At 66.4% G+C, this 23312-nt stretch carries 23 protein-coding genes and 1 pseudogene; 10 read left to right on the forward strand and 14 right to left on the reverse strand.

The window, feature by feature from the left end; translation table 11 throughout:
- Positions 1-20 precede the first annotated feature (20 nt).
- The 3 genes and pseudogenes from tatC (at position 21) to lnt (ending at position 4786) form a co-directional block, all read left to right on the forward strand.
- Positions 21-780 (forward strand): annotated as a pseudogene (tatC, locus tag P0Y60_10435) (twin-arginine translocase subunit TatC).
- Positions 777-3251 carry a DEAD/DEAH box helicase gene (locus P0Y60_10440; GenBank protein WEK59785.1) on the forward strand — a complete coding sequence of 825 codons (2475 nt, stop codon included), beginning with the start codon at positions 777-779 and terminating at the stop codon, positions 3249-3251. Before tatC ends, P0Y60_10440 begins: the two are co-directional and overlap by 4 nt.
- A gap of 11 nt (positions 3252-3262) precedes the next feature.
- Positions 3263-4786 carry an apolipoprotein N-acyltransferase gene (gene lnt, locus P0Y60_10445; protein WEK59786.1) on the forward strand — a complete coding sequence of 508 codons (1524 nt, stop codon included), beginning with the start codon at positions 3263-3265 and terminating at the stop codon, positions 4784-4786.
- Here lnt and P0Y60_10450 read toward each other — a convergent pair.
- The 4 genes from P0Y60_10450 to P0Y60_10465 all read right to left on the reverse strand — a co-directional run bounded on the left by P0Y60_10450 (position 4783) and on the right by P0Y60_10465 (position 7475).
- Positions 4783-5166 (reverse strand): RNA polymerase-binding protein RbpA, encoded by a 384-nt coding sequence (locus P0Y60_10450; GenBank protein ID WEK59787.1) that lies wholly within the window; start codon positions 5164-5166, stop codon positions 4783-4785. The genes lnt and P0Y60_10450 overlap by 4 nt on opposite strands.
- A gap of 105 nt (positions 5167-5271) precedes the next feature.
- The gene (locus tag P0Y60_10455; protein WEK59788.1) at positions 5272-6066 is read right to left on the reverse strand and encodes a glycerophosphodiester phosphodiesterase family protein; all 795 of its coding nucleotides are present in this window, start codon (positions 6064-6066) and stop codon (positions 5272-5274) included.
- Positions 6063-6992: an SPFH/Band 7/PHB domain protein gene (locus P0Y60_10460; GenBank protein WEK59789.1), complete on the reverse strand. Its 930-nt coding sequence runs from the start codon at positions 6990-6992 to the stop codon at positions 6063-6065. Before P0Y60_10460 ends, P0Y60_10455 begins: the two co-directional genes overlap by 4 nt.
- A 9-nt stretch (positions 6993-7001) precedes the next feature.
- Positions 7002-7475, reverse strand: coding sequence for an NfeD family protein (locus P0Y60_10465; GenBank protein WEK59790.1), 474 nt, complete (start codon positions 7473-7475; stop codon positions 7002-7004).
- Between the two features lie 119 nt (positions 7476-7594).
- Between P0Y60_10465 and P0Y60_10470 the strand changes: the two genes are divergently transcribed.
- Positions 7595-8359: an SDR family oxidoreductase gene (locus P0Y60_10470; protein ID WEK59791.1), complete on the forward strand. Its 765-nt coding sequence runs from the start codon at positions 7595-7597 to the stop codon at positions 8357-8359.
- Positions 8360-8426: 67 nt separating this feature from the next.
- Here P0Y60_10470 and P0Y60_10475 read toward each other — a convergent pair whose 3' ends face one another.
- Entirely contained in the window at positions 8427-9023 is a 597-nt protein-coding gene (locus tag P0Y60_10475; protein ID WEK59792.1) for a DUF308 domain-containing protein, read from the reverse strand.
- A gap of 179 nt (positions 9024-9202) precedes the next feature.
- On the opposite strand from P0Y60_10475, the gene P0Y60_10480 reads away from it, so the two are divergent.
- Genes P0Y60_10480 through P0Y60_10490 form a run of 3 tightly spaced genes read left to right on the forward strand, consistent with a single transcriptional unit; the run spans position 9203 to position 12405 of the window.
- Positions 9203-9601: a helix-turn-helix transcriptional regulator gene (locus P0Y60_10480; protein WEK62898.1), complete on the forward strand. Its 399-nt coding sequence runs from the start codon at positions 9203-9205 to the stop codon at positions 9599-9601.
- A 5-nt stretch (positions 9602-9606) separates the two neighbouring features.
- Positions 9607-10017, forward strand: coding sequence for a VOC family protein (locus P0Y60_10485; protein WEK59793.1), 411 nt, complete (start codon positions 9607-9609; stop codon positions 10015-10017).
- Between the two features lie 30 nt (positions 10018-10047).
- Positions 10048-12405, forward strand: coding sequence for an excinuclease ABC subunit UvrA (locus tag P0Y60_10490; GenBank protein WEK59794.1), 2358 nt, complete (start codon positions 10048-10050; stop codon positions 12403-12405).
- Positions 12406-12428: 23 nt separating this feature from the next.
- On the opposite strand, the gene P0Y60_10495 is transcribed toward P0Y60_10490, so the two are convergent.
- From P0Y60_10495 to P0Y60_10510, 4 genes are all read right to left on the reverse strand, one after another.
- The gene (locus tag P0Y60_10495) at positions 12429-13136 is read right to left on the reverse strand and encodes a tyrosine-protein phosphatase (GenBank protein WEK59795.1); all 708 of its coding nucleotides are present in this window, start codon (positions 13134-13136) and stop codon (positions 12429-12431) included.
- A 118-nt stretch (positions 13137-13254) separates the two neighbouring features.
- Positions 13255-13710 carry a hypothetical protein gene (locus P0Y60_10500; protein WEK59796.1) on the reverse strand — a complete coding sequence of 152 codons (456 nt, stop codon included), beginning with the start codon at positions 13708-13710 and terminating at the stop codon, positions 13255-13257.
- The gene (locus P0Y60_10505; GenBank protein ID WEK59797.1) at positions 13707-14363 is read right to left on the reverse strand and encodes a dihydrofolate reductase family protein; all 657 of its coding nucleotides are present in this window, start codon (positions 14361-14363) and stop codon (positions 13707-13709) included. Before P0Y60_10505 ends, P0Y60_10500 begins: the two co-directional genes overlap by 4 nt.
- Before the next feature lie 52 nt (positions 14364-14415).
- A complete protein-coding gene (locus P0Y60_10510) occupies positions 14416-14910 on the reverse strand; it encodes a helix-turn-helix domain-containing protein (GenBank protein ID WEK59798.1) in 495 nt (164 codons plus the stop codon).
- Between the two features lie 88 nt (positions 14911-14998).
- Between P0Y60_10510 and P0Y60_10515 the strand changes: the two genes are divergently transcribed.
- From P0Y60_10515 to P0Y60_10525, 3 genes are all read left to right on the forward strand, one after another.
- A complete protein-coding gene (locus P0Y60_10515) occupies positions 14999-16327 on the forward strand; it encodes an MFS transporter (protein ID WEK59799.1) in 1329 nt (442 codons plus the stop codon).
- A gap of 120 nt (positions 16328-16447) precedes the next feature.
- Positions 16448-16924: a hypothetical protein gene (locus tag P0Y60_10520; GenBank protein WEK59800.1), complete on the forward strand. Its 477-nt coding sequence runs from the start codon at positions 16448-16450 to the stop codon at positions 16922-16924.
- Positions 16925-17039: 115 nt separating this feature from the next.
- Positions 17040-18365, forward strand: a complete 1326-nt coding sequence (locus P0Y60_10525) for an MFS transporter (GenBank protein ID WEK59801.1) — start codon at positions 17040-17042, stop codon at positions 18363-18365.
- A 19-nt stretch (positions 18366-18384) separates the two neighbouring features.
- Here P0Y60_10525 and P0Y60_10530 read toward each other — a convergent pair whose 3' ends face one another.
- The 5 genes from P0Y60_10530 to P0Y60_10550 form a co-directional block, all read right to left on the reverse strand.
- Positions 18385-19197, reverse strand: a complete 813-nt coding sequence (locus P0Y60_10530; protein WEK59802.1) for an arginase family protein — start codon at positions 19195-19197, stop codon at positions 18385-18387.
- Between the two features lie 63 nt (positions 19198-19260).
- On the reverse strand, positions 19261-20007 hold the full coding sequence (locus tag P0Y60_10535; GenBank protein ID WEK59803.1) for an SUMF1/EgtB/PvdO family nonheme iron enzyme: 747 nt from the start codon (positions 20005-20007) through the stop codon (positions 19261-19263).
- A 51-nt stretch (positions 20008-20058) separates the two neighbouring features.
- Complete coding sequence (locus tag P0Y60_10540; protein ID WEK62899.1) at positions 20059-20805, reverse strand: SGNH/GDSL hydrolase family protein; 747 nt, start codon at positions 20803-20805, stop codon at positions 20059-20061.
- A gap of 45 nt (positions 20806-20850) precedes the next feature.
- On the reverse strand, positions 20851-22203 hold the full coding sequence (locus P0Y60_10545; protein ID WEK59804.1) for an MFS transporter: 1353 nt from the start codon (positions 22201-22203) through the stop codon (positions 20851-20853).
- Positions 22204-22251: 48 nt separating this feature from the next.
- Positions 22252-23286 carry an LLM class flavin-dependent oxidoreductase gene (locus P0Y60_10550; protein WEK59805.1) on the reverse strand — a complete coding sequence of 345 codons (1035 nt, stop codon included), beginning with the start codon at positions 23284-23286 and terminating at the stop codon, positions 22252-22254.
- Positions 23287-23312: the final 26 nt, after the last annotated feature.

The following is a 23312-nucleotide window of genomic DNA, read 5'->3' on the forward strand; positions in this document are numbered from 1 at the left end:
AGCCGGATCGGGATCGTCGGATGTCCCTCGGCGCGCATCTCGTCGAACTGCGCAAGAGGTTGATGTATGCCGCGCTGGCGCTCGTCGTCGGCATGGTGATCGCCTTCCTGATCACTGACCCGATCATCACGTTCATCACGAAGCCGATCAACGAGATCGCCGAAGCGCGCGGCGAGGACATGACGGCGCTGGTGTACTCGACCATCACCGGTCCCTTCGACATGCGCATGCGCATCGCGTTCTCGATCGGCCTGTTCATCTCCGCACCGGTGTGGCTCTGGCAGATCTGGGCATTCATCATGCCGGGGCTCACCCGCAAGGAGATCACGCTACACGGTCGGCTTCATAGCCGCGGCCGTGCCGTTGTTCTTCGCCGGTTGCTACATCGGCATCATGATCCAGCCTCACATCATCGAGTTGATGGCCGGTTTCACTCCCGAAGGTGCGAAGAACCTCTTCCAGGCCCAGGAGTACTACGACTTCATCTTCAAGCTGATGCTCGTGATCGGCATCGCGTTCGTGCTTCCGGTGCTGCTGGTCGCCCTCAACTTCGCCGGGGTCATGTCGGGACGAGCGATCATCAAGGGGTGGCGCATCGCCGTCCTCGTCGCGACGGTCTTCGCCGCACTCGCGACACCCGCCGCTGACGTGATCAGCATGCTGATGCTCGCCGGCATCCTGATCGTCCTGTTCTTCGCGGCCGCGGGTCTGTCGCTCATCTTCGACCGGCGCAGAAGCAAGCGTGCCGCTGCGAGCGGACTGCTGCCGGACTCCGCATGAGTTCACCGTCCGAGCGATACGCGGCGGCGAGTGCCGCAGCCGACCACCCGGAGACCGCCGCCTTCGCTGCGCGTCAGAAGTTCGATCTCGACCCCTTCCAGGTTGCCGGGTGTCACGCTCTGGAACGAGGCCGCAGCGTGCTCGTCGCCGCTCCCACCGGCGCCGGGAAGACGATCGTCGGGGAGTTCGCGATCCATCTCGCGATGCAGACCCCGAATCACAAGGCGTTCTACACGACGCCGATGAAGGCGCTGTCCAACCAGAAGTTCCGTGAGCTCGTCGAGGTGTACGGGGCCGACCAGGTCGGCCTCCTGACCGGCGACACCAACATCAACGGCAATGCGCGCATCGTGGTCATGACGACCGAGGTGCTGCGGAACATGATCTATGCCGACTCCGCCGCACTGCGCGATCTGCGTTACGTGGTCATGGACGAGGTGCATTATCTCGCCGACCGCTTCCGGGGCGCCGTGTGGGAAGAGGTCATGATCCATCTGCCGCAGCACGTGCGGCTGGTGTCGCTGAGCGCGACGGTGTCGAACGCCGAGGAGTTCGGAGACTGGCTCGACACGGTGCGCGGCGACACCGAGGTCGTCGTCTCCGAGATCCGACCGGTGCCACTCGAACAGCACGTGCTGGTGCGAGACGATCTGCTCCCGCTCTTCGATGACAGGGCGGGGATCGCCACCGCGCAAGTAAATCAGGAACTGATGCGCATCCGCTCGTTCACCGGGTCCAACTACGACAACAACCGCCGGGCGCAGTCCTACGTCAGCGATCGTCATGCCGGGCGCCAGGCGAAGCGCCCCGAGCGCGGTGGTCGGCGGCCCGTCCGCTCGGCGAATGTGCGCAAGATCGAACGGATGGATCGGCCGGATGTCGTCAAGCTGCTCGAACGGGCGAACCTCCTCCCTGCGATCTTCTTCATCTTCAGTCGTGTGGGGTGCGACGCCGCCGTGCAGCAGGTGCGGCGTTCCGGCATCCGCCTGACGACCCCCGAGGAGCGAGCGGAGATCCGCGCTCTCGTGGAGGAACGCACCCGTACTCTGCAGGAGGAGGATCTCGGTGTGCTCGGCTACTGGGACTGGCTCGACAATCTCGAACGCGGTGTGGCGGCCCACCACGCCGGGCTTCTGCCCGCATTCAAGGAGGTCGTCGAGGAGCTCTTCCGCCGAAAGCTCGTGAAGGCGGTGTTCGCGACCGAGACGCTCGCTCTCGGAATCAACATGCCGGCGCGCACCGTGGTGCTCGAGAAGATGGAGAAGTTCAACGGTGAGGCGCGGGTCGCGATCACCTCGGGGGAGTACACCCAGTTGACCGGTCGTGCCGGACGCCGCGGTATCGATGTCGAAGGACACGCCGTCGTGCAGTGGACGGAGGGGATGGACCCTCAGGCCGTCGCCGCACTCGCGTCGCGCCGCACCTACCCGTTGAACTCGAGCTTCCGCCCCACGTACAACATGGCTGTGAACCTGATCGACCTGTTCGGCAAGCCTCGGGCACGTCAGATCCTCGAGTCGTCCTTCGCCCAGTTCCAGGCGGACCGGTCCGTGGTCGGCCTGGCCCGGCAGGTCCGGGAAGCCGAGGGATCACTCGCCGGCTATCAGAAGTCGATGGCCTGCGAACACGGCGACTTCCCGGAGTACTCGGCCATCCGCCGAGAACTCAGCGACCTCGAGAAGAAGAACAAGCAGGATTCGCAGGCGCCGCGCTCCTCGCGTGAGAAGCGGATGAAGCGCATCCAGTCGTTGCGCACCGCAATGCAGCGCCACCCCTGCCACCGGTGCCCCGATCGGGAGTCTCATTCGCGGTGGGCGGAGCGCTACTGGAAGCTCAAGAGGCAGACGGATCGCACCCGTCGTCAGATCGAGACGCGCACCGGAACCGTCGCCCGCGTGTTCGATCGAGTGGTCGAGGTCCTCGAGACACTCGACTATCTGCACGATGACGCCGGGGAGACGACCCTCACCGAGTCGGGTCGCACCATGCGTCGCATCTACGGAGATCGCGATCTGCTGGTCGCCGAGTCGCTGCGCCAGAACCTCTGGAAGGGCTTGGACGCGCCCTCTCTCGCAGCGATGGCCTGTTGCCTCGTCTACGAACCGCGCCGCGATGAGGCGAATGCGGGGGAGCGGGGCCTGCCACGGGGCGCGTTCCGCGCCGCGTATGAGAAGACGACGACCCTGTGGGCGCAGCTGGATGATCTGGAGAAGGATCATCACCTCCCCGGGACGGAGCCGCTCGCGGCGGGACTCGCGGGCGCGATGCACACCTGGGCACGCGGCGGGATGCTCGATCGGGTGCTGGTCGATGCCGACATGTCGGCTGGTGATTTCGTGCGGTGGACGAAGCAGACCATCGATCTGCTCGACCAGCTGTCGATCGTCGCCGAAGACGGCGACCTCGCCCGCACGGCCCGCACGGCTCTCGACGGCGTCCGTCGTGGCATCGTCGCCTATTCGTCGATGTGAGAATGGGAGGGATGTCCGAGCCTCTCGCGCCTGAGCGCCCTCTTCTGCCGCTCTGGGCGGCCTCCCTCGCCGCGTTGGCGGCCGCTCTGCTCATGTACTTGGCGTATCCCGGTGCGGCGGTGTGGATCCTGGCGTTTCCGGCGACCGCGCTGCTCCTGGTCTCGATGATCGGTCGGAGGTTCTGGGGAGCGTTCCTCGTCGGCATCATCTACGGCATCCCGTTCTTCGCACTCCTGGTCTCGTGGACGTCGCGCTATCTCGGTCCCGTCCCGTGGGCGGCGCTCAGCGTGCTCGAGGGCCTGCTGACCGGTCTGGCGCTCGTGCCGATCGCGTTGGCCTACCGCTGGATCCCCCGTGCCGTCCCGCGCACCGGAGCGCGTCTCTTCCTGCTGCCGACTGTCGTGGCAGCTCTGTGGATCGGGCGCGAGGTCTTCGTGGGTTCCTGGCCGTACGGGGGCTTCCCCTGGGCGCGGATCGGGATGAGTCAGGCGGAGAGCCCGCTCGCCTCGGTGTCGTCGTGGATCGGTGTCAGCGGACTCGGATTCGTCATGGTGCTCGTTGTCGCCGTGCTGATCGAAGCGGTACGGCTTCGGCTCTGGCGGGCTCCGCTTCCCCTCATCGTGCCGGCCGCGCTGATCGTCGTGCTGGCTCTCACCCCGGCATTCCCGACGATCTCTTCCGGGTCGATGCGCATCGCAGCGGTGCAGGGCAACGGGCCGACGGGCTACTTCGACGAGCGCCCCGCGTTCTCGGTGATCGACGCGCAGACCGACGCCACGGCTCCTCTCTACGGAAAGGATGTCGACCTGGTGGTGTGGCCCGAGGGCTCGCTCGACACCGATCCGTTCCAGAATGAGGTGCTCGCCCGACGGATGACGTTGATCACGACCCGAATCGGCGCACCTCTGCTGGCGAATGCCGCGACCGGACGCGGAGGGCGATACTTCAACACGTCGATGTTGTGGACGGACGCGGGCGGGGCCACGCAGCTGCACGACAAGCGGCACCCGGTGCCGTTCGGCGAGTACGTGCCGGATCGCCCGTTCTTCAACGCACTCGCCCCGGATCTGATCGGACTGATTCAGCGCGAGTACACGCCGGGGGAGAACCCTCCGCTGATCGACGTCGACGGGATCGGTGTCGGCCTCGCGATCTGCTTCGATGTCATCTACGACGACGTGATCACGGAGAGCGTGAACGCCGGGGCACAGGTGCTGGTGTTCCAGACCAACAACGCCGATTTTCGCGGCACGGACGAGAATCTCCAACAGCTCGCCTTCGCCCGCATGAGGGCGATCGAGACGGGACGCAGCGTCGTCAACATCTCCACGGTGGGCACCAGCCAGATCATCCGACCCGATGGCTCCACCGTCACGAGCCTGGACGCAGGAGAGGCCGGAGCGATGCTCGAGGATGTCGAGCTCCGGTCCGGCCTCACAGCAGGTGTCGTCCTGGGCCCCTGGGTGCAGCTGCTGCTGCTCTGGGGCGGGTTGGGCACGCTCGCCGTCGGATGGTGGCGGGCCCGCCGACGCTAGGCGCCGATCTTCTCCCTGGTCGGGTCTTCGCCCGCGCCACGTCGTGCACGGATGAACGCGAGGCGCTCCTCGAGGAGTTCTTCGAGTTCGGCACGCGTCCGACGCTCGAGGAGCATGTCCCAGTGCGTACGTGCGGCCTTCTCGTCGGTCACTTCCAGCGTCACGGCCTGTCCGTCGATGTTCAACCGGGCGTCGGCTCCACAGGACCGGCATTCCCAGGTCTGCGGCGGCTCGGCGTCGGCCGAGAACATCAGGTTCGTCACGTGACCGCATGTGTCACAGGTGTAGGTGGTCTCGCGGCGCTCCATGAAAACGACGCCCTCTTCGCTCTGTAGGCTCTGGGCGCCGAGTCGGATGCCGCGCAGGCTGCGATCTGCCATTTTGTGGTCCTCTCGTCGCTGTCAGGTATAACGCTCCAGCCTGTGCGCTTCATCCACGTCCGCGGATTCGCGGCGGGATTCACAGCTGAATCCCAGCGCGGCGGGTTATGTGCGGCGTGGCGGATCCGAGCGGCGGAGAGTCGCGAGAGCGACGTCCGCGCGGTCCGACACTACGCCGTCGACTCCTGCGGTCGCGAGCCTGATCATGTCGGCGGGCTCGTTCACGGTCCACACGTGCACTTCGACGCCATGGCGCTGGGCGCCCCGAAGCAGTGCGGGGGTGAGGATACGCAGCGCTCCGTGGCGTTCCGGGATCTGGAGCGCGTCGATTCCGCGAAGAGCACGGGCGGGGGACAAGCGCGCGGCGGTGAGCGCACGTACCGCAGCGATCGTGCGACTTCCGGCTGATGCCGCCGGCCTCATCGCGGCACCGGCCCGCATCACCGACGCGATCGTGGCTCGACGTCGAGCGTCGGAGAAACTTGTCAGCAGCACCCGATGCGTGTGCTCGGCCACGATCGACCCGAGAGGGTCGATCGCGGCATCCGTCTTCACGTCGATGTTGAACCGTGCGTCGGGGAAGAGGTCGAGTGCCTCACTGACCGAGAGCAGACCGCCATGGTCGGCGAACAGGGAAGCAAGCTCCCGTGTGCGTACGTCGCTCACTGCTCGCGGGTCACCGATGAGCCGTTCCAACGTGGCGTCGTGGAACAGCACGACATCTCCGTCTGCCGTGACCTGACAATCGGTCTCGATGAAGTCCACGCCCGCGGCGTGGGCGGCGGCGAATGCGGCGGCGGAGTTCTCCCAGACACCGGAGTCCTCGCCCGCAACGGTCAGTAGACCGCGGTGGGCGAGGACTCGAGGGTGACGCGCCTTGTCGAAGTACGGGTGTGTCACACGCCGGGCGTCGGGTTGATGGGCGGCTGTCCGGGCTTGGGTGTGAAGGCGCTGCCGATGCCCTTGAGCGCCTCGGTGAGCTCACTCGGGATGATCCAGAGCTTGTTGGACTGGCCTTCGCTGATCTTCGGCAGCATCTGCAGGTACTGGTACGCCAGCAGCTTGTCATCTGGCGCTCCCTGATGGATCGCGCTGAAGACGTTCTGGATCGCCTCTGCCTCGCCCTGTGCACGCAGCACCGCTGCCTGCTTGTCACCTTCGGCCCGCAGGATCTCCGCCTGACGAGCACCTTCCGCTTCGAGGATCGCGGACTGCTTCGTTCCCTCTGCCGTCAGGATCGCCGCGCGACGGTCACGCTCGGCGCGCATCTGCTTCTCCATGGAGTCCTGGATGGAGATGGGCGGATCGATCGCCTTCAGCTCGACACGTCCGACGCGGATTCCCCACTTGCCGGTGGCCTCGTCGAGCACCACACGGAGCTGTCCGTTGATGTTGTCGCGGCTGGTCAGCGCTTCCTCGAGGTTCAGGCCACCGACGACGTTACGCAGCGTGGTGGTCGTGAGCTGTTCGACGGCGCCGAGGTAGTTGGCGATCTCGTACGTGGCCGCACGGGCATCCGTCACCTGGAAATAGACGACGGTGTCGATGGAGACGACCAGGTTGTCCTCGGTGATGACGGGCTGGGGTGGGAAGGACACGACCTGCTCGCGCATATCGATCAGCGGCCGCAGACGATCGATGAACGGCACGAGGATGTTCAGACCGGGCATGAGGGTCTTGTGGTAGCGCCCGAGCCGCTCCACCACGCCGGCGGTGGCCTGCGGGATGATGCGGATGGATCGTGCGAGGGTGACCACCACGAAGATGATGATCGCGATCACGAGGATCCAGCCGATTGCGGCGGGGATGAACGAGGTGTCGTTCATGAACTGCTCCTAGTCATTGACGGGACGGACGGTGGCGGTCGCCCCGGAGATCGCCGTGACGGCGACCGCGGAACCTTGGGGGATCGGCACGGACGTGGCGGTGCGGGCGGTCCAGGTGTCTCCGTTGCTGAGCTTGACCTGACCGGAGATCTGTGTGACGTCCTGCAGGGCCGTACCGCGCAGATCGATGAGGGCGTCGATGTTCGACTTGGTGGGATCCTCTCCTCGGTGCAACCGCTTGATGAGCGGAGGCCGGAGGAAGAGGATGAAGAGCGCAGCCGCTGCGGCGGCGATGAGCACCTGGACCCAGACGGGGATGCCGACGAAGTCGGTGAGCAAACCGACGGCGCTGCCGAAGCTCAGCATCAGGAAGGTGAAATCCAGCGTCAGCATCTCGATCACGAGGAAGACGGCGATCAGGATCAACCAGCCGATCCATGCCCATTGGTCGATGAACTCTACGAATGTCGCGAAATTGTCCATGCGGCCTCCTTTCGGTCAACCTATCATGTGGTCACGGCGCGATCTCGGCGGCGCGTGGCTGCCTTGGTAGTCTGGTCGAGCCGTGTGATCGCGGCGTTTCACGCACCAGAGGAGTCACCGTGACCGACGTTCTTCCCGCAGGTTCTCTCGACGGCAAGGTCGCTCTTGTCACCGGCTCATCGCGGGGGATCGGCGCCGATACCGTGCGGTACCTCGCTCAGGCGGGCGCTGACGTCGTCATCAACTTCCGCAACAAGGCCCCGCGCGCGGAGAAGCTCGCTGCGGAACTGCGCGAGCTCGGCGGCCGCGCTCTCGTCGTCGGCGCAGACCTCACCGACCCCGAGTCGATCGCCGCGATGTTCGAGGCGATCCGGGCCGAGTACGGCCGACTGGACGTGCTCGTCCTCAACGCTTCCGGCGGCATGGAGTCCGGCATGGCCGCCGACTACGCGCTCACGTTGAACCGCGATGCGCAGGTCAACGTGCTCGACGCAGCGACGCCGCTTCTCGGTGAAGGGTCACGCGTGGTCTTCGTGACCAGCCACCAGGCGCATTTCATTCGCACCACCCCGACCATGCCCGAGTACGAGCCCGTGGCGCTGTCCAAGCGCGCGGGGGAGGATGCGCTGCGAGAGCTCATCCCTGGGCTCGCCGAGAAGGGGATCGGCTTCACGGTCGTCTCCGGCGACATGATCGAGGGCACGATCACCGCGACGCTGCTCGAGCGCGCGAACCCGGGCGCGATCGCCGAACGTCGCGAATCGGCAGGCAAGCTCTACAACGTCTCGGAGTTCGCCGCCGAGGTGGCACAGGCTGCGGTCGACCCGGTGCCCGCCGACAACACCCGCCTCGTCGGCGACGTGAGCGCCTTCGCCGCCGAGTAGACCTCGTATACGTGAATGAGGCTCCTCCTGCTGGTGCAGGAGGGGCCTCATTCGGTTTCGAGCAAGCTCAGGCTGCGGCGTCCTGCTGGACGGACGCGACGAAGCCCTTCGCCTCTTTGCCGATCGTGATCGCGCGGACGATCTGCACGATGCCGAGGATGACCAGCGAGATTCCGAAGAACAGCCAGAACGCCAGACCGGCGATCACCGGCGAGAACAGGACCACGATTCCCGCGATGATGCTGAGCACGGCGTAGAGGAGCGTCCAGACGCGCGATCCGTCCTGGCCGAGGAGCGTCAGAGCCACGACACCGTCCACGATCCAGCTGATGCCGATGAAGATGACGACGACCAGAGCGAGCGTGGCGGCTGCGACGCCGAGGTTGGCGAACGCGATGACGCCGGCGACGATGTAGAGCAGGCCGAGCACGATGTGGCCGATGCGCGCCCATCCGCCCTTCGCGCTCGAGAAGATGCCGAGACCGATGTAGACCAGACCGGCGATGACGAGGTAGGAGGCGAAGATCGCTGTCACGATGACGGCGGACTTGACCGGCCACACGAGCAGGACGATACCGGCGATCAAGGCGATGACACCGGAGACCGCGAGAGTGATGCGAATCGACTTGAAGAGTGACTTCGCCTCGGTGAGTGCTTCGGACATGGGGGACCCCTTTTCTGAGAAGATCCTGTGAGGATCAACTCAGGGTAGCGCTCCCACGTTGCTCCATGGGGGAGGACTCTCGGTGCGCGTCGTCGAAGGTCATGGAGCGAGATGCGCGGTCATGGCAGGATCATCTCGTGGCACCGGACGATGAGGCTCATCTGCGCGAACTCGCAGTGATGAGGAGAGTGCGGGATCGTATCGACCGGGAGTACGCGCTACCACTGGACGTCGAGGCTCTCGCGCGCGGTGTGCACATGTCTGCCGGGCACCTGAGCCGGAGGTTCCGGGAGGCATATGGAGAGTCGCCCTACTCGTACCTGATGACTCGGCGGATCGAACGCGCCATGGCCCTTCTCCGCCGCGGAGACCTCAGCGTCACCGAGGTGTGCTTCGAAGTCGGGTCGTCGTCGTTGGGCACCTTCAGCACGCGATTCACCGAGCTCGTCGGTGTCCCACCCAGCGTGTACCGTGAACGAGCCGCGCACGTGGAGGGCATTCCCGTCTTCCAGGCCAAACAGGTCACCAGACCGATCAGGAATCAAGAAGCACCGCGCACCGATGCGCACCTAACGTGAGCACCATGAACATCAGCATCCACTACGCCTTCCTCCCGCATACCGACGCCGACGCGGCTCTCGGGTTCTACAGAGATGCACTCGGTTTCGAGGTGCGCAACGACGTCGGCTACGACGGTCTGCGCTGGCTCACCGTCGGCCCCGCCGGTCAGCCCGAGACGTCGATCGTGCTGCATCCGCCGGCAACGGATCCCGGCATCACCGAGGACGAGCGACGCACGATCCTCGAGCTGATCGCCAAGGGGAGCTACGGCGCGTTGACGCTCGCGAGCGACGACCTCGATCAGCTGTTCGAGCGTCTCGTCGAACAGGGCGCCGATGTCGTTCAGGAACCGATGGACCAGCCTTACGGTGTGCGCGACTGCGCCTTCCGCGATCCCGCGGGCAATCTGCTCCGAATCAACCAGGCCGGCTGATCTCTCAGCCTCATATCTCGAAGGATGCCGATGTCTTCTGACTCACACGCCGCCGACAGCCACGATCTGATCCGCGTCCAGGGCGCTCGGGAGAACAACCTCAAAGAGGTCAGTGTCGACATCCCGAAGCGCCGATTGACGGTGTTCACCGGCGTGTCCGGTTCCGGAAAGAGCTCGCTCGTCTTCGACACCATCGCGGCCGAGTCGCGGCGCATGATCGACGAGACGTACAGCGCGTTCGTGCAGGGATTCATGCCGTCTGTGCCTCGACCCGACGTCGATGTGCTCGAGGGATTGACGACCGCCATCATCGTGAACCAGGAACGCCTCGGGGCGAATCCGAGGTCGACGGTCGGCACCGTGACCGATGCGAACGCCATGCTGCGCATCCTGTTCAGCAAGCTGGGCAGCCCCTATATCGGGGGGCCGACGGCGTTCTCCTTCAACATTCCCACGCAGCGGGCGAGCGGCGTGATGACCGGGCCCGGCGGTGAGAAGAAGATCGTCAAGGATGCGATCTATCTCGGTGGCATGTGCCCGCGCTGCGAGGGCAGGGGAGCGGTCTCCGATCTCGATCTCTCCCAGATCGTCGATGAGTCGAAGTCCCTCGATGAGGGCGCGATCATGGTGCCCGGCTACACCGCCGACGGCTGGATGGTGAAGGGGTTCTCCCAGTCCGGCTTCTACCCGGCCGACAAGCCGATCGAGCAGTTCAGCGAGAAGCAGCGGCATCTCTTCCTCTACGGCGAGGTGACGAAGGTCAAGATCTCCGGTATCAACATGACCTACGAGGGCCTCATCCCGAAGATCACGAAGGCGATGCTGTCGAAGGATCTCGATGCGCTGCAGCCGCACATCCGTGCGTTCGTCGAACGGGTGGCGACGTTCGCCGTGTGCCCCGACTGCGACGGCACACGGCTGACCGAAGGCGCACGCTCGTCGAAGATCGAGGGCGTGAGCATCGCCGATGCCTGTCGGATGCAGGTCACCGATCTCGCTTCCTGGGTGCGTGGGCTCTCCCTGCCGGGGGCCGATCCGCTGCTCGAGGCGCTGAGTGCGAATCTCGACGCCTTCGTGACGCTCGGGCTCGGATACCTCAGCCTCGAACGTCCCTCCGGGACGTTGTCCGGGGGAGAGGCACAGCGCATCAAGATGCTGCGTCATCTCGGTTCGTCGCTCACCGACATCACCTATGTGTTCGACGAGCCGACGATCGGGCTGCATCCGCACGACATCCAGCGCATGAATGGCCTTCTCATCAAGCTGCGCGACAAGGGCAACACCGTTCTGGTGGTCGAGCACAAGCCGGAGACGATCGTCATCGCGGACCATGTCGTCGACCTCGGCCCCGGGGCGGGCAGTGCGGGCGGCGAGATCTGCTTCGAAGGCACCGTCGACGGTCTGAAGGCGAGCGGCACGCGAACAGGTGATCACCTCGAGGATCGTGCGACCTTGAAGGAGACCGTACGCGCAGGCAACGGGACGATCGAAGTGCGCGGCGCGACGGCGAACAATCTGCAGAACGTCGATGTCGACATCCCCACCGGTGTCCTCACCGTCATCACCGGCGTCGCAGGATCCGGTAAGAGCTCATTGATCCATGGGTCGGTGTCTCGTCTCGACGGCGTGGTGGCGATCGATCAGGGGGCGATCAAGGGCTCTCGTCGCAGCAATCCGGCCACGTACACCGGTCTTCTCGAGCCGATCCGCAAGGCGTTCGCGAAGGTGAACGGCGTCAAGCCGGCCCTCTTCAGCGCGAACTCCGAGGGCGCCTGCCCGACCTGCAAGGGTGCGGGCGTCATCATCACCGAGCTCGGTTTCATGGACTCGATCGAGACGCCGTGCGAGGACTGCGGTGGCAAGCGCTTCCAAGCGAGCGTGCTGGAGTACAAGCTCGCCGGCAAGGACATCACGGAGGTGCTCGATCTGCCCGTCTCCGAGGCGCGCGTGTTCTTCGCAGAGGGCGAGGCCAAGTTGCCTGCGGCCACGGCCATCTTGGGGCGTCTGGATGACGTCGGGCTCGGCTATCTGTCGCTCGGACAGCCGCTGTCGACGCTCTCCGGCGGGGAGCGTCAGCGCATCAAGCTCGCGATCCAGATGGGGGAGAAGGGCGACGTCTATGTGCTGGATGAGCCGACTACCGGTCTCCACCTCGCTGACGTCGACAAGATCCTCGGGCTCCTGGATCGCCTCGTCGAGTCGGGGAAGACCGTGATCGTCATCGAGCACCATCAGGCCGTGATGGCCCACGCCGACTGGATCCTCGATATCGGTCCCGGTGCGGGGCATGACGGTGGTCGTGTGGTCTTCGAGGGAACGCCCGCTGATTTGGTATCCCAAAAAACGACGGTCACGGGGGAGCACCTCGCCGCCTACGTCGGAGCGTGAGTCGCTGAGTTCCGCGCTTCGTCTCAGTCGCGCATCCGCTCGATCGCACCACGCCACGTCCTGATCGCGTTGCGTGTGGTGCGGTCGAGCTCCGCGCGGTCGAACCACGCATCCAGATCGATGTTCCGATACGCATCTCGAAACGCTGTGTCTGCGGTGTGACCGAAGCGAGCGAGAATCTCTCGACGTTCCTCGGCTTCGAACGAGCGTTCATGCAGCGCCGCCATGGTGTCTGCGTTGGAGAAAGACGCAAGGTAGTCAGCCGCCGCAGCGTCTTCCGTCACATCCAGTGCGCGCAGGAGAGCGGCGGACACCAATCCCGTTCGATCCCATCCCGCGCTGCAATGAAAGAGTACCGCCCCGTCATCGGCGGAGGCGAACGCCGTCATGACCGCTGCCAGGCGATGAGGAAGTCGATCGAGGTGAGAACGATAGTAGAGTGGCGTGCCCCATCGTCCGTCGGATTCCAAAGGCTCCCAGAACTCACGATCGTCGCCGTCGAGATCGACGTTCACACGTCGAACACCGTCGGGAACGAGCCCCGAACGTTCCTGAGGGCGGCGCAGGTCGACGACGGTACGGACTCCCTGCGCAATGAGTCGGTCCCATCCTGATGCCGTCACGCGATCGAGGCGCTCAGCGCGAACGAACACATTGCTCGGCGTCATCGAACCGCCATTACGTTCCAGCCCGCCGAGATCACGGGCGTTCGCCAATCCATCGATCGTCAATGCACGCTGCATGCGGTCAGTCTCGCACGTAGGGTTCAGTGATACCGGAGTATCCGATAATGCACATTATGTCAGATTGAACGAAAGACACGAGAGCACCGGGCTCTCCCGCAGTCCCCTACGTCTGGAGGTGAGACTGTTCGAGTGGGCCCGCCGGCCGCCGGCGCCATCGGGACGGCCACACGAAGTGCGCGATGGAGAACGTCAGCAGCACCCAGCCCGCAATCAGTGCTCCAAAGCCGGCCTGCCCGGTGACTGCGCCGGCCACACACGCGCCCATGCCGAGGATCACTCCCACGACAGTGATCTCTCCATGGGCCAGCCACAGAGAGCGCCACGCGGGCGCCAGCCGGAGTGGCATGCCGATGATCATCGCCCCGATCATCGAGGGCACCGCGATGACGACAGCGACCACGGCCCATCCGGTGAGCGTCGCGATGCCGTCGTACTCGGATCTGGGGATGCTCGCAAGAAGAAAGAAGGCTGCGGTGAACACCGCAAGGCCACCGACGAAGAACTGCACAACGGTCCGCGTGAGGATGCCTTCACCTCGCTCGGCGGTGGCCACGCTCATCGGCGAGTGAAGACGTAGTGCACGACGCCCGACGGCGACGCGGTGACATCGACGACGAAGCGCTCCTCGAGAGCTTCCAGTCCGTCCCACAGGCGTACGCCGCGGCCGAGGACGATAGGCACGACGACGAGGTGCAGATGGTCGACGAGGTCGGCCTGCAGGAACTCCTTCACGACGGTCGGACCGCCGCCGAGACGCACGTCTTTGCCCGCCGCCGCTTCGAACGCCAGCGCAAGGGCATCCGCCGGCGCCAGCTCACGGAACAGGAAGGTCGTCTCGCCGACTGCGAGATCGGGACGCTGATGATGCGTGAGTACCACGACGGGCGAATGGAACGGCGGCTCCTCCCCCCACCATCCTCTCCAGGACTCGTCTTCCCAGGGGCCCTGCTGCGGACCGAACTTGCGACGCCCCATGATCTCGGCACCGATCTCGTGATTGGTCGCCGCGGCGAACGCGTCGTCGACACCCCGGCTGCCTGCGCCGACGGCCTCGTCGTCGTGACCGCTCATGCTCACGAAGGTACGGGTCGGGAAGAACCACCGCATCAGTCGATCCTCCGCGTGTCCGAACGGCGTTTCGAGCGACTGCCCCTCCCCCGTCGCGTATCCGTCCAGCGAGATGGCAAGGTTGTGCACTCTGAGCTTCGGCATGCGAGAACCCTAGCGCCGGCAGCCGACAATCATCAGCACGATCGACGTCGCCTCAGCGAAGCGTTCCCGCGGGCTGCAGCCGGTCGATGGCGTTCTTCCACGGCTTCACCCAGGTCATCTGCTCGGGGCTGAGCCGCTCCCCGCAAGCGCTGCAGACTCCCCCGTCGTGTGTCTCGTGTCCGCAGCTCTCGTGGATCATCGCCATGTGAGCGCCGCCCTCGGGCATCGCCGTGTGCCGCTCCCCCCAGAGGGCGAGCTGCTGCAGGATCGGCAGCAGCTCGGCTGCCGCTTCCGTCGCCGCATAGCCCTGCCGGGTGCGTGTGCCGTCGAGGTAGTCCACGCGCGTCAACAGACCCGCGTCGACCATCGCCGACAGTCGACGACTGAGCACAGGCTCGGAGATCTGCAGGTTCTCGCGCAGTGCATCGAAGCGTCCGCGCCCGTGCAGCACATCTCTGACGATGAGCAGCACCCACGGGTCGCCGAGCACGTCGAGCGAACGACGGATCGGGCAGAACTCCTCGGACCAGTCCGACCTCAGTGGCATGACACTCCCCCTCCGGTGGCGGCAGACGTTCCGACTAGTGTAGCTTTCTTCACGAAAGCTACATACCCCTGATGCTGAGGCCTCTACGATGACCCCTCCCTCCGAGCCGACGAATGCCGACTGGCGCGACGGCACCCCCACCCGGCGCCGCATCCACCCCGCATGGTGGGTCGCCGCCGTCGCCTTCCTCGCCCTGCTCGCCGCAGCCGGCTTCCGAGCCGCGCCGGGCGCCCTCATGGTGCCGCTCAACGAGGAGTTCGGCTGGTCGACGACGGTCATGTCCCTCGCGGTCAGCGTCAATCTGCTGCTCTACGGGCTGACCGCACCGTTCGCCGCCGCACTCATGGATCGCTTCGGCGTGCGCCAGGTCGTCGCCACCGCGCTCACCCTGGTCGCCCTCGGCGCCGGCGGCAGTGTGCTGATGACCGCGTCCTGGCAACTGCTCCTGTTCTGGGGACTTCTCATCGGACTCGGTACCGGATCGATGGCGCTGGTGTTCGCCGCGACGATCGCCAACCGATGGTTCGTCCGTCGTCGAGGGCTGGTGATGGGGATCCTCACCGCGGGCTCTGCGACCGGTCAATTGATCTTCCTTCCTCCGGTGGCAGCCCTCGCCGAGAGCGCCGGCTGGCGCACGGCCTCCCTGCTGGTGGCAGGAGTCGCCCTCGCAGCAGTGCCCGTGGTGTGGCTCGTGCTGCGTGATCACCCCGAGGATCGCGGAGTGTTCCCCCTCGGCGCCGATCCCGCCACCTACGTTCCGCCCGCGCGGGCCACGGGGAACGCCGCCACACGCGCGCTCGAGGGACTCGCCTTCGCCTCGAAGAAGCCGTCGTTCTGGGCGCTGGTCTTCGCGTTCGCGATCTGCGGCGCGACGACCAACGGGCTCATCGGCATCCATTTCATCCCGTCGGCACACGACCACGGGATGGCCACCACGACCGCGGCGGGCCTGCTCGCTGTGGTGGGCATCTTCGACATCGCCGGCACGATCGCATCGGGCTGGCTCACCGACAAGTTCGATCCGCGCATCCTCCTCGTCACGTACTACGCGTTCCGGGGCGTCGGCCTGGTTCTCCTCCCCTGGCTCCTCTCCGATGTCGTGCATCCGAGCATGGTGCTGTTCGTCGTGATCTACGGCCTGGACTGGGTCGCCACGGTTCCGCCCACTGCGGCGTTGTGTCGCGAGATCTTCGGCGATCGCGGCACGATCGTGTTCGGCTGGGTCTTCGCGGCGCACCAGATCGGGGCGGCCGCGGCTGCACTGGGAGCGGGCGTCATCCGAGACGTGTTCGGCACCTATACGTACGCGTGGTGGGGTGGGGCTGCGCTCTGCGCGATCGCCGCGCTGTTGTCACTCGTGATCAGGCGCCCGCAGATCCTCCGCCCTGCGCCCACCGAAGCCGTGCGAGCGGAGTAGCGCTCGATCCGCGCGGCGGCATCGGCGAGGATGCACCGCGTCATCATCATGTGGTTGACTATCCCCCGTTTGCTTCGCCGGTGCCGTCGACCGACCGCACTTTCTCAAGGGGGGAAATCCATGAACCGTCACATCATCGCCTGGACGATCGCAGCCGTCGCCGTCCTCGGACTCGCCGGGTGCTCCGGCACGCCGAGCACCGACGAGTCGGGTCCGAAGACCGAGAGCTCCGCGCCCGCCGTGGAGCAGGAGTCCGACCAGAGCGTCGCAGACGCGTGCACGCAGGCCGCCACGCAGGTGCAGGCGGCCACCCAGTCGCTCTCTTCGCTGGACGTCTCCGCGGCGGCCGCAGACCCGCAGGGCACGGTCGACACCTTCAGCGAGACCGTCGATGCGATCGGCGCAGCCGCAGACTCCATCTCCAACTCTGAGGTCAAGGAAGCCGTCGGAGCGATTCACGAGGACTTCGGTGCCATGCGCGACCTGCTCTCGAAGGTCCTGATCGACCAGGACACGGCTGCGGCAGCCGAGCTGAGTGCCGTCGCGACCGACGTGCAGGAGTCGACCGCCGCCATCAGCGAGCTCTGCGGCGGCTGAGCAGCGTCACCGCACGAAGAAGGCCCCGCCGGCTCGCCCGGCGGGGCCTTCTTGCTGCACGTCACACGCCGCCCAGGCGCGGAGTGGCCCACGCGGCGAGGAGTAGCGTTGAGGGGTGCAGCGCGTTCCGATCTCCCCCGTGTCGACTCCGGGGTGGCGCGCATGGGCGATCTGGTCCGTCGGCGTCGCCGCGTACATCCTGGCCATCACCAATCGCACATCGCTCGGCGCCGTCGGTGTCGAGGCCGCGGATCGGTTCCAGGCCGACGCATCGACGCTGGCGCTCTTCGCGGTGGTGCAGCTCGCCGTGTATGGCGGAATGCAGATCCCGATCGGCATCCTGCTCGACCGCTTCGGCTCGCGTCCGATCATGACCATCGGCATGTTCCTCATGGCCGCGGGGCAACTCACGATGGCGCTCTCCCCCAGCATCGGCATCGCCATCGTGGCGCGTGTTCTTCTGGGAGCCGGTGACGCAGCGATCTTCCCGGCGGTGTTGCGACTGGTCGCCACCTGGTTCCCCGCGCAACGAGGCCCGCTGATGGTGCAGTTCACCGGCATCCTCGGGCAGACGGGTCAGCTCATCGCGCTGGTCCCCGTCGCCGCTCTCCTGCACGCGACAAGGTGGGACATCACCTTCGGAAGCATCGCGGGGCTCGGCGTGCTCTTCACGATCCTCGTCGCGCTGGTGATCCGCAATCACCCGCCCGAGCGCGGGGCCGACGTGTCGGTGAACACCGATACCGGGATGATCAGGGTGGTCACCTCAGCCATCGACACCGGCGTCGGCATCCGCGCGGCGTGGGCACACCCGGGCACTCGCCTCGCGTTCTGGTCACACTTCACGACGCCGTTCGCCGGCACCGCGTTCGTGCTGCTCTGGGGAATGCCGTTCCTCACGGCGGCCCAAGGGCTCGACACGGCACACGCGGCCGGGATCATCTCGGTCTACGTCATCGCCGGTATGGCGTTCGGCCCCGTGATCGGCGATCTGTCGCGGCGTCTTCCCAACCACCGCTCGCTCGCCCTGGTGCTGCCGGCCGTGGGCGTGCAGATGCTCGCCTGGCTGATCGTGATCGCGCTTCCGGGGCCTGCGCCGCTCTGGTTGCTCTACGTTCTCGCCGCGGCTCTCGCGACCGGTGGTCCGGCGTCGATGATCGCCTTCGATCACGCGCGCACCCACAACCCCTCGCACCGCCTGAGCACCGCCACCGGGGTCACGAACGCGGGAGGCTTCATCGCCGCGCTCATCGCGATCTTCCTCATCGGTCTCGCCCTCGACCTGCAGGGCGCGGGCACGCCCGACACCTATTCTCTTGACGCGTTCCGCCTGGCGTTCCTGATGCCCGTTCCCTTGTGGATCATCGGCGTCGTCTTCATCCTGATCGAGCGCAAGCGCACTCGTATCCGCATCGGACTCGACCCCGAGCGACGGCGCTGACCGACGCCGGAGGGGCTGCTCAGCGCAGGAGGTGCTGGAACGTCTCCACGATGAGTTCGACGCTCAGGTGCTCCGGCACGTCCGGGTCACCGGCCTCGAACTCCGCCAGTTCCACTCCGCGCACCGAATCAGCCGGCAGCGCTGCGAAGATCGCCGCGATCTGATGCGGGAGCATACCCGCACCGACGCGGTAGGCCGCGGGGATGTAGCCGGGCTCCAGAACGTCCCAGTCCACGTGGATCCACACCGGCCGCCCGTCGATCAGGTCGAGGATCCGGGCGGGCGTCGACTCTGCCGGTGGAATCACGGTGACTCCGGCGGATGCGAGCAGCTCGCCTTCCGCGTCGTCGATGTCGCGACCTCCGATGACGATCACCTGGCGAGGATCGAGCCCCGCGCCGTGACCGCTGTCCCACAGTCCGCAGGCGGCGGCGAGCACCATTCCACCCAGGTAGCCCGAATCCGTCGTGGCGGGGGTGTTGAAATCGCCGTGCGCGTCGATCCAGAGCACGACGGCGTCCGGGTGACGTTCAGCGACCGTCGGAAGGGTGCCCAGGCTCGCCGCACAGGTGTTGGTGGCGAGCAGCGGAGTCGACCCGGCGTCGAACGCCCCACGCACCGCGTCGCGCAGCCCGTGCAACGTACCCTCCGCCTGCGGAAGCGCCTCGGTCCAGTCGTCGACCACGGCAGATGCGGGCGTTCCCACGATCGTCGGGGTCAGCCCCAGCAGTGCCGACAGCGCATCGGCTGTTCTCCGCGCGCCCACCAGCGCCCCGTCGGTGCGGTCGGCCACGCGGCCCTGAGAGACGATGAGCGAGAAGGCAGTGGTCATCACTCCAGCCTGTCAGGCGATGCGCATCGAGGGCAAAACAGACGGGTCGTGCGCGCGAGCCGATCAGGCACGCCGGGGTGTCCACCCGGAGGGGGTGGGGCCGTCGTTCATGGCGCGCTCGCGATCGGCCTGCGCCGACCATCCTTGGGCGTCGTCCGGCGTCTCGAAGGCTCCTCGCGCGAGCCGCACACCGACATCTTCGTGATGCATGCGCGGTGCCCCGCCGCGGCGCACCGACGCGCGCACGCTCCACGCGTCATCGGCGAATCCCCCACCGCGGAAGACGCGATAGTCGTCGTAGCGGACGGGGTCGAGGAGATCCCAGCACCATTCCCACACGTTCCCGAGAGTGTCGAACAGCCCGTTCAGGTTGGGGAGCTTGCCGCCCACGTTCTGCGGCGCACTCACGCCGTCAGCGCTCGTCCACGCGGCATCGGCGAGTGGAGCGTAGTGCGGGCCGACCGAACCCGCGCGGCACGCGAACTCCCACTCCCCCTCGGTGGGAAGCCGGAAGCCATCGGCCGTGACATCCCACGACACCTCTTCACCGTCGAAGAGATAGACCTGGTCGAGCCCCTCCCATTCCGATGCCGCATTGCACAGATGCACGGCGCGCAACCAACTCAGATCGGCAGCGGGGCGTCGCGGGTGGCGTGAGGGGATGCCGAGCACCTCGGTCAGCTGCTCCTCGGTCAGCGGGTAGACGCCGATCTCGTAGGGCAGCAGCGTGACGGTGCGGTGCGTCTTCTGGCGTGCGTCGTGCAGGACGACCTCGCCCCCGGGTATGCGCCGGAGTTCGATGTCCGTCATCAATTCAACGCCCCATCGCCGTCTCACGACGACGCGAACCGGACGGGCGTCTCACGCAGGTGTCCGTTCCACCCATGTCGGGTACTTGGCCGCGCGACCATCTCCGGAGGAGGTGCGTGTCACTCGTCGTTTGACCCACGGCCCGACGAACTCGCGGTAATACGCCAACCCCGAAGGACCGAGTTCGTACTCCCCGCTCGGCGACCACCAGGTCTCGGGGGGTTCGTACCCGAGCGCGTGGACCACGCGCGCGGCGACGCGATGATGGCCGGCCGAGTTCATGTGGAGGCGGTCCTGCGACCAGTACTCCGAGCGGGAGAGCTCGGTATCGGGCCAGTTGAGTGCGCGCACCACATCGGGCCGGTCCTGCACGCGGCGCAGAACCGCTTCGGACAGGAGATCTCCTCGCCGCTGCACGAGCGACCCCATGGGCAGTTGGCCGCTCGGGTTCGCTCCCGAGAGCAGGATCAGGGTGACACCCTCCTGATCGCAGCGACGCAGCACGCGGCTGAAGGCATCGGCGATGTGCTCGAGATCCGCCCGCGGACGGAGCATGTCGTTGCCGCCACCGTTGAAGGAGAGATGGGTCGGCCGCAGTGCCAGAGCGGGCTCGAGCTGCTGCTCGATGATCGGCCAGGCGAGCTTCCCGCGGATCGCGAGATTGGCGTACTGGATGGGGTGCCCTGCGGCATCCGCCCAGCCCTGTGCCGCGAGGTCCGCCCAGCCGCGTTCACGTCCGTCAGGGAGCAGATCGCCGACGCCTTCCGTGAAGGAATCACCGATGGCCACGAAGCGCACGTCAGTCACCAGGACAGCCTATTCCCGCACGCCGACACCGGGGCGTCATCGATCGTCGAGCGCGAGTCCCTTGCGGTCCGTGAGACCCCAGGCCGCCGCCGCGGCGACCAGGAAGCACGCGCCGAAGACCGCGAACAGCACGGGGGCACCGCCGGCCAGAAGAAGCACGGGCACCGTGAGGGGCGCGACGATCGAGGCGACCCGCCCGACTCCGGCTGCCCAACCGGCGCCCGTTCCGCGCAGCGACGTGGGATAGAGCTCCGGCGTCACCGCGTACAGAGCGCCCCAGGCGCCGAGGGTGAAGAACGACAGCGCCATGCCCGCGCCGATGATCGCCGGCTCCGTCACCGCGGTGCCGAACAGCACGGCCGACACGGTCGCACCGGTCAGGAACACCGAGAGCGTTCCCCTTCTCCCCCACACCTCGATCAGCCATGCCGCCACCGCGTAGCCGGGCAACTGCGCGAGCGTGATGATCAGGGTGAAGCCGAAGGAGCGGACGAGGTCGAACCCCGCGTCGACGAGAATGCTCGGGATCCAGATGAAGGCTCCGTAGTAGGCGAAGTTCACGCAGAGCCACACGAGCCAGAGGCAGATCGTGCGCACGCGGAACTCCGCATTCCACAGTGCCGCAAAGCGCGCGCCCGTCGTGGCGGCCATGGCGCGCGACGGCGGCTCCTTGTGGATCGCGGGCTCGCGTTCGACTCCGGCATCGGTCTCGAAGGCGATGACGATGCGCTCCGCCTCGGCGATCCGTCCACGCGATGCGAGCCACCGCGGTGACTCGGGCAACCCCCACCGAACGATCAATGCGTAGAGCGCGGGGATCGCGCCGATCGCGAACGCCCACCGCCAGCCGTCGTCGGACGTGGGGATCACGAAGAACCCGATCAGTGCGGCAGCCGTCCATCCGATCGCCCAGAACGCCTCCAGGAAGACGATCAGACGTCCGCGGATGCGAGCAGGAGCGAATTCACTGACATAGGTCGAGGCGACCGGCAACTCGGCGCCGAGCCCGAGGCCCACAAGGAAGCGCAGCACGAGCAGCGCTGCCAGCCCGGTGACCAGAGAGCTCGCGCCCGTCGCGATGCCGTAGACGAGGAGCGTCAGTGCGAACACCTGACGGCGTCCGTATCGATCGGCGAGGAGGCCGCCGAGCGTCGCCCCCAGGGCCATCCCGATGAACCCCACCGAGGCGATCCAGCCCGCCTCACCCTTCGTGAGCCCCCACTGCTGAGTGAGGGCGGCCAGGATGAACGAGATGAGCCCGACATCCATCGCGTCGAGTGCCCAGCCGACCCCGGATCCTCCGACCAGGCGAAGGTGACGGCGGGTGAATGGCAGATCGTCCAGGCGGGCAGCGAGCGACGCGCGGCTCGGCAGGGCGTTGGTGGCCATGCTCCTCATCGTAGGCGCGATGAGGGGCATGGCCGTGCGACATGTCGCTCAGGACTTGGCGTCGAGCAGGGCACGAACCCGCGGGATCACCTCGGTGCCGTAGAGCTCGATGCTGCGCATCATCGCTTCATGCGACAGCGTGCCCGTCGCGTACTTGAGGTCGAATCGTCCGAGACCGAGCGTGGTGATCGTGTCAGCGATCTTGGCGGCGACACGATCGGGAGATCCCGCGTAGATCGCGCCTTCCGGGCCGATGTCGTTCTGGAAGCGCGCACGGCTGTACGCCGGCCACCCGCGCTCCCGACCGATGGTGTTGTTCATCGCCTCGAACCCCGAATAGGCGGCGTCCCACGCTTCCTCATCGGTATCGGCGATGTGCCCCGGCGAATGCACGGATACGGGATGCGAGGTCGTGCCGAACGACGACACGGAGCGGTGATACAGGTCGACGAAGGGACGGAACCGTGCGGCGGATCCTCCGATGATGGCGAGCATCAGCCCCAGACCGTGGCGTGCGACGCGCACGACCGACTCCGGACTTCCGCCGACGCCGACCCAGGTGCGCAGGCCGTTCTCAGTCTTCGGGAACACGTTCGCATTCTCCAGCGACGCGCGCATCGTTCCCGACCAGGTGACGGGCTCCTCCTTGAGAAGCTCGACGAAAAGCTCGAGCTTCTGCTCGAAGAGCGCGTCGTAGTCCCTGAGGTCGTACCCGAAGAGAGGGAAGGACTCGATGAAGGAACCCCGCCCGAGGACGACCTCGGCTCGCCCTCCGGAGATCGCGTCGAGTGTGGAGAACCGCTCGAACACGCGGACCGGATCGTCGGACGACAGCACGGTCACCGCGGTGCCCAGATGGATCTGCGTCGTGCGCGCGGCGATGGCTGCGAGCACCATCTCCGGCGACGACACGGCGAACTCCGTGCGGTGGTGCTCTCCGATGCCGAAGAAGTCCACGCCCACCGAATCGGCGAGCACTCCCTGCTCGACGACGTTTCGGATCGTCTGCGCCCCGCTGAGGAGTTCCCCCTCTGCATCGCGCGTGATGTCGCCGAAAGTGTCCAGTCCGAATTCGATGCCCATGTCATCCCTTCCTATTCACGTGAATG

This window comes from Candidatus Microbacterium colombiense (assembly GCA_029203165.1).
Lineage (GTDB): Bacteria > Actinomycetota > Actinomycetes > Actinomycetales > Microbacteriaceae > Microbacterium > Microbacterium colombiense.

Bases quoted from the DNA above. Each gene is read 5' to 3' on its own strand.
- P0Y60_10440 (WEK59785.1), top strand. From the start codon at position 777: ATGAGTTCACCGTCCGAGCGATACGCGGCGGCGAGTGCCGCAGCCGAC.
- lnt (WEK59786.1), top strand. From the start codon at position 3,263: ATGTCCGAGCCTCTCGCGCCTGAGCGCCCTCTTCTGCCGCTCTGGGCG.
- P0Y60_10450 (WEK59787.1), bottom strand. From the start codon at position 5,166: ATGGCAGATCGCAGCCTGCGCGGCATCCGACTCGGCGCCCAGAGCCTA.
- P0Y60_10460 (WEK59789.1), bottom strand. From the start codon at position 6,992: ATGAACGACACCTCGTTCATCCCCGCCGCAATCGGCTGGATCCTCGTG.
- P0Y60_10465 (WEK59790.1), bottom strand. From the start codon at position 7,475: ATGGACAATTTCGCGACATTCGTAGAGTTCATCGACCAATGGGCATGG.
- P0Y60_10475 (WEK59792.1), bottom strand. From the start codon at position 9,023: ATGTCCGAAGCACTCACCGAGGCGAAGTCACTCTTCAAGTCGATTCGC.
- P0Y60_10480 (WEK62898.1), top strand. From the start codon at position 9,203: ATGAGGAGAGTGCGGGATCGTATCGACCGGGAGTACGCGCTACCACTG.
- P0Y60_10485 (WEK59793.1), top strand. From the start codon at position 9,607: ATGAACATCAGCATCCACTACGCCTTCCTCCCGCATACCGACGCCGAC.
- P0Y60_10490 (WEK59794.1), top strand. From the start codon at position 10,048: ATGTCTTCTGACTCACACGCCGCCGACAGCCACGATCTGATCCGCGTC.
- P0Y60_10500 (WEK59796.1), bottom strand. From the start codon at position 13,710: ATGAGCGTGGCCACCGCCGAGCGAGGTGAAGGCATCCTCACGCGGACC.
- P0Y60_10505 (WEK59797.1), bottom strand. From the start codon at position 14,363: ATGCCGAAGCTCAGAGTGCACAACCTTGCCATCTCGCTGGACGGATAC.
- P0Y60_10510 (WEK59798.1), bottom strand. From the start codon at position 14,910: ATGCCACTGAGGTCGGACTGGTCCGAGGAGTTCTGCCCGATCCGTCGT.
- P0Y60_10515 (WEK59799.1), top strand. From the start codon at position 14,999: ATGACCCCTCCCTCCGAGCCGACGAATGCCGACTGGCGCGACGGCACC.
- P0Y60_10520 (WEK59800.1), top strand. From the start codon at position 16,448: ATGAACCGTCACATCATCGCCTGGACGATCGCAGCCGTCGCCGTCCTC.
- P0Y60_10530 (WEK59802.1), bottom strand. From the start codon at position 19,197: ATGACCACTGCCTTCTCGCTCATCGTCTCTCAGGGCCGCGTGGCCGAC.
- P0Y60_10535 (WEK59803.1), bottom strand. From the start codon at position 20,007: ATGACGGACATCGAACTCCGGCGCATACCCGGGGGCGAGGTCGTCCTG.
- P0Y60_10545 (WEK59804.1), bottom strand. From the start codon at position 22,203: ATGGCCACCAACGCCCTGCCGAGCCGCGCGTCGCTCGCTGCCCGCCTG.
- P0Y60_10550 (WEK59805.1), bottom strand. From the start codon at position 23,286: ATGGGCATCGAATTCGGACTGGACACTTTCGGCGACATCACGCGCGAT.